Source organism: Streptomyces bohaiensis, from assembly GCF_012033785.1.
GTDB classification, from domain to species: domain Bacteria; phylum Actinomycetota; class Actinomycetes; order Streptomycetales; family Streptomycetaceae; genus Streptomyces; species Streptomyces bohaiensis.
Genome location: NZ_JAAVJC010000100.1, coordinates 11,004 through 15,690, shown reverse-complemented (window position 1 = coordinate 15,690; position 4,687 = coordinate 11,004). Strand labels below are relative to the sequence as shown.

The following is a 4,687-nucleotide window of genomic DNA, read 5'->3' as shown; positions in this document are numbered from 1 at the left end:
GCCGAGGCCCGCCCGCGGGCGGACCGGACCGGTCGTCCCGGGGGCGGGCCCACAGTCGCGGGTCGGGCGGGGCGTGCGGGCCGGGGGTGTAGCCCCCGGGGGGAGCCTGGGGCCCGGGGGGGTAGCCGCCCGGGGGCGGCTCGGAGAGGTCGCCGCGTCCGGTCCCGGACGGCGGGGGACCCCCGTACCGCGGGTCCTCGACCGGGTCCTGCCGCATGGGGTCGCGCTGCGCATACGGGTCGTTGCGGTAGCTCGGCGTCACGTAGGGGTCGCCGCCGGACAGCGGGCCGTCCGCCGGAGGGTACGAGGTCTCGTCGCCGCCGGAGTCGGAGGCACCGTTCCCGTTCCCGTGCCCGTGCTCACGGTCGTATGGCGCTTGCATCGCTACCCCTCAGTGGCACCGGTGCGTCCGCACCGGCGGTCCCGGTCTTCTTGCCGCCCGCCGGGGACACCCGGGCGGGCGCTCCGCCGCCGATCCGGCCGCTGGCCGGCCGGCGGCGGGACGTCATGCGTCGCGGTCTGCTCCGTCGCGGTCTGCTCCGCCGCGGTCCAGCTTCTCACTCCGGTCGGCACCGTCCGGTTCGGCGGCGCCGATGTCGGCCGGGGACTCACCCGCCGGGAGCTCCTTCTCGGCCCCGTCAGCGGGGAGGGCGTCGTCCGGTCCGGCGCCCGGCCCGGCGGTCGCACCGTCCTTCGGCGCGGTGCTCGGGGCCCGAGTGGCCGCGCTGTCGCTGCGGTCCGTCCCGGTCGCGGCGCCGGCCGAGGGTGCGGCCGGCGGTTCCGGCGCCTCCTCGACGGCGGTCGTCCCCGCCTCGCCGTCGTCGCCCCCGCCGGCCGCGGCCAGGCGCTTGCGCTGGGTGTACATCCGGATGCCGGCGAGGACCACCAGCAGCAGCCCCACCCCGATGACCATCAGCACGGTCGAGGTGATCGAGGTCACCTGCGCCTGGAACCGCATGGCCTCGCCGTACGGCTTGCCGTCCGGGGTGTAGAGCTGCGCCTCCAGGAACGCCTTGCCGTTGGCGCGGGAGTGGGCCTCGAACTTCACGGACTGACTCAGGCCGCCGCCGACGGAGACCTCCTGCGGCCCGGAGACCTCCAACCCGAGCCGGCGGCTGGAGGTCAGCCGCAGCTCCAGACCCTGGACGTCCTGGAGGAGACCGTTCTCGACCGTGACCGGGATAACCGCGCTGCGACCGGAGAGCGTGATCCTCGTCTTGTCGATCAGGGAGACCTGCTCGGTGAGCTGCACCAGCTGGTTCTGCACCGAGGTCCGGTACCGCGCCGCAGCGCTCTCGCGGTCACGCCAGGCGGTGGACATCTCCCGCTGGACCGCGCTGCCGAACGGTACGACGACGCGGTCCGGCTCGCTGAGAATGGCCGAGAAGTCGTTCAGGGTGCGGCGGGTCTCCCGCATCGCCTGGAAGGCGTGGACGGGCAGTTCCTGGGCGCGCAGTTCCGCCGGGTACGCGTCGGCGGACGGTACCGGTCCTCCCGCACCGGGGGCCGGGGCAGCCGCCGCGGTCTCGGTGAGGTCGGCGAACTCGATCCAGTGGCCGTCGTTGCGCAGGGAGGTGAGGGACTCGGCCATCGCCTGCACCTGCGAACTGGTCGGCATGCGCTGCGGCGCCAGCAGCAGGTTGCGCTCGGCCTCCGGGTCCTGGCCGTGAATGGCCAGCGTGTGGGAGAGCAGCAGCTGGTGGGCGCGTGCGACGTTGCCGGGGCGGCTCATGTCCTCCTGGAAGAGCTGGGAGAGCGTGGTGTCGGCGACGAGAGCGGTGATGCCTCCCCCGATCGGCCGGGGGGCCGACGGGGTCCGGGAGAGCTCGTCGGCGGGCACCAGCGAGTCGCTGCGGGTGATGACGTTGCTCGCGTTGGCCGATGTGGCCACCGAGACGATCTCGGGATCGATCGCGCCCTCGACCGGCCAGGCGAAGTCCGTGGTGGGTTCGACGCCCAGCACCGTCTCCACGGTCGGGGCCGCCATGCGGGTGGCGTCCTTCAACTGACCGAGGCTGCCGGGAACCTCCTTGCCGTGGTGGGCCAGCGAGGCGAGGTCGGGGTCGGCGAACGGGAGCGCCACGACCTCCCGGTCCTCCACCGCCTCCTGCAGCTGCAGCAGCCAGTTCCGCGCGACCTCCTGACCGCGGCCCGGGATCGGACCGTCGGCGCCCTGCACCAGGTAGTCCTCGGCCATGGCGTCCACCGATGCCAGCAGGTCCGGGTCCACCACCCAGGTGACGGGCAGGTCGGCGCCGAGCGTGACGAGTTGGTAGAGCCGCCCGCCGGGGGAGATCTCCGAGAGCAGCGCGTCGTCGCTGAGTATCGGGACCTGGCCCTCGTCGGTCTGCGGGTTGAGGTGCGTGGTCGAGATCAAGGGCCAGAGCACGGTGAGGCTGGTGCCGGGCTCGTCCGGCAGATCGTCGTCGTCCGCTACCCAGGGCAGCAGCGTGCGCCCCACTCCGAGCACCTGGTCCCACTGCTCGTTCTCGGTCTGCCCGGTGAGCGAGAGCGCCACCTGGTAGACCCCGGTGTCGCCCAGCTCCAGGTCGGACACGGGCACTCGCAGTGTGAAGCTGCGCGACAGCCCCGGTGGCACCGTGTCGACGTCCACCCCGTGGCCCCGGATCAGGCCGCCGTCCAGCGAGACGTCGAAGCCGTCGCGGGCCAGCGCCTCGTCGATCTCCCCGCGCCCGCGCAGCGGCACCGCCTGCCGGGGGGCGACGGAGGACCCGACGATGGGAGAGTCACCGTTGTTGGTGACGGTGCCTCGCACGGTCACGGAACCGGTGCGCGTGGGATTGGCCGGCGTCACCGAGGTGACGCTGACAGCCGCGGTCTCGGTGCCGGTCCCTGTGTCGAACGTCCGGCTCTCCGTGAGGCTCGCGGCCGTTCCACCCGGCGCGGCCGCCGCCATCGACCCGGCGAGCACCGGGACGACCGCACAGAGCAGCACCAGCGCCCGTCGGCAGCTCAGGGGAAAGCGGGACATTCTCGGTGCAGCCTCAGCCACGCACACGCCTCGATCCTTCGTCCCGTCGTGCAGCTGTGCTCATCGTAGCGACCCGCGAACGGCCCGCGTGCCCGCTACCCGGGCGGCGGCCGGGAGGGCGGGACATGCCGCCACGTACCCTGTCCTGTTGTGCCGAACAAGCAGAATGCGACCCCCGACACCCCGCGCCACCACGACCTCGGGCCGGCCCAGCGGCAAGCGGTGAGCGAGCTGCTGCGGGTCTCCCCCGTGGCGGACGATCTTGCCAGGCGGTTCAACGAGGCCGGGTACTCGCTCGCGCTGGTGGGGGGATCCGTGCGCGACGCCCTGCTGGGGCGTCTCGGGAACGACCTCGACTTCACCACCGATGCCCGCCCGGACGACGTGCTGCGACTGGTGCGGCCCTGGGCGGACGCCGTCTGGGAGGTGGGCATCGCCTTCGGCACGGTGGGGTGCCAGAAACAGGACTTCCAGATCGAGATCACCACGTACCGCTCAGAGGCGTACGACCGGACCTCCCGCAAGCCGGCGGTGCACTACGGCGACTCGATCGAGGACGACCTCGTCCGCCGCGACTTCACCGTGAACGCCATGGCGGTGGCCCTTCCCGAGAAGGTCTTCATCGACCCGCACCACGGGCTGGAGGACCTTGCCGCACGGACCCTCCGTACGCCGGGGACGCCGCAGGAGTCGTTCTCCGACGACCCGCTGCGGATGATGCGCGCCGCCCGCTTCGCCGCGCAGCTCGGATTCGAGGTCGCCCCCGAGGTGGTCGCCGCCATGACCGACATGGCGGACCGGATCGAGATCGTCTCCGCGGAGCGGGTACGGGACGAGCTGAACAAGCTGCTGCTCGCCCCCCGACCGCGCCCCGGGCTGGCGCTGCTGGTGGAGACCGGCCTCGCCGCACGGGTGCTGCCGGAACTGCCGGCGCTCCGGCTGGAGCGCGACGAGCACCACCGGCACAAGGACGTGTACGAGCACAGCCTCATCGTGCTGGAGCAGGCCATCGACCTGGAGGACGACGGGCCGGACCTCACGCTGCGGCTGGCGGCGCTGCTCCACGACATCGGGAAGCCGCGGACCCGTCGCTTCGAGTCGGACGGCCGGGTCTCCTTCCACCACCACGAGGTGGTGGGCGCCAAGATGACGAAGGCGCGGATGACGAAGCTGAAGTACCCGACGCAGCTCGTCAAGGACGTCTCCCGCCTCGTGGAGCTGCACCTGCGGTTCCACGGCTACGGCAGCGGGGAGTGGACCGACGCCGCGGTGCGCCGTTATGTGCGGGACGGCGGGCCCCTGCTGGACCGACTGCACAAGCTGACCCGCTCCGACTGCACCACACGGAACAAACGGAAGGCCGCGGCGCTCTCGCGTGCCTACGACGGTCTGGAGGAGCGGATCGCCCGGCTCCAGGAGCAGGAAGAGCTCGACGCGATCCGGCCCGACCTCGACGGCAACGCCATCATGCGCATTCTCGAGGTGCCGCCCGGGCCGCAGATCGGCCAGGCGTACGCCTTTCTGCTGGAGCTGCGGCTGGAGAAGGGCCCGCTCGGGCCGGAGGCGGCGGAGGCGGAGCTGCGGGAATGGTGGGCCGCACGTGACCGGTAGTCGGGGTCGACAGCGGCGATGACCCGGGCGAGGGCGGTGGTTTCACGTGAAACCACCGCCCTCGCCCGGGTCATCGCCGCTGTC

At 72.8% G+C, this 4,687-nt stretch carries 2 protein-coding genes and 1 pseudogene; 1 reads left to right on the top strand and 2 read right to left on the bottom strand.

The window, feature by feature from the left end:
- Positions 1 to 382: pseudogene (locus HCN52_RS24745) on the bottom strand (hypothetical protein); the annotation flags it as partial.
- Positions 383 to 505: 123 nt separating this feature from the next.
- Positions 506 to 2,992 carry a DUF6049 family protein gene (locus tag HCN52_RS13215; RefSeq protein WP_209314488.1) on the bottom strand — a complete coding sequence of 829 codons (2,487 nt, stop codon included), beginning with the start codon at positions 2,990 to 2,992 and terminating at the stop codon, positions 506 to 508.
- A gap of 150 nt (positions 2,993 to 3,142) precedes the next feature.
- On the opposite strand from HCN52_RS13215, the gene HCN52_RS13210 reads away from it, so the two are divergent.
- Positions 3,143 to 4,603, top strand: coding sequence for a CCA tRNA nucleotidyltransferase (locus tag HCN52_RS13210; protein ID WP_168088635.1), 1,461 nt, complete (start codon positions 3,143 to 3,145; stop codon positions 4,601 to 4,603).
- Positions 4,604 to 4,687 lie beyond the last annotated feature (84 nt).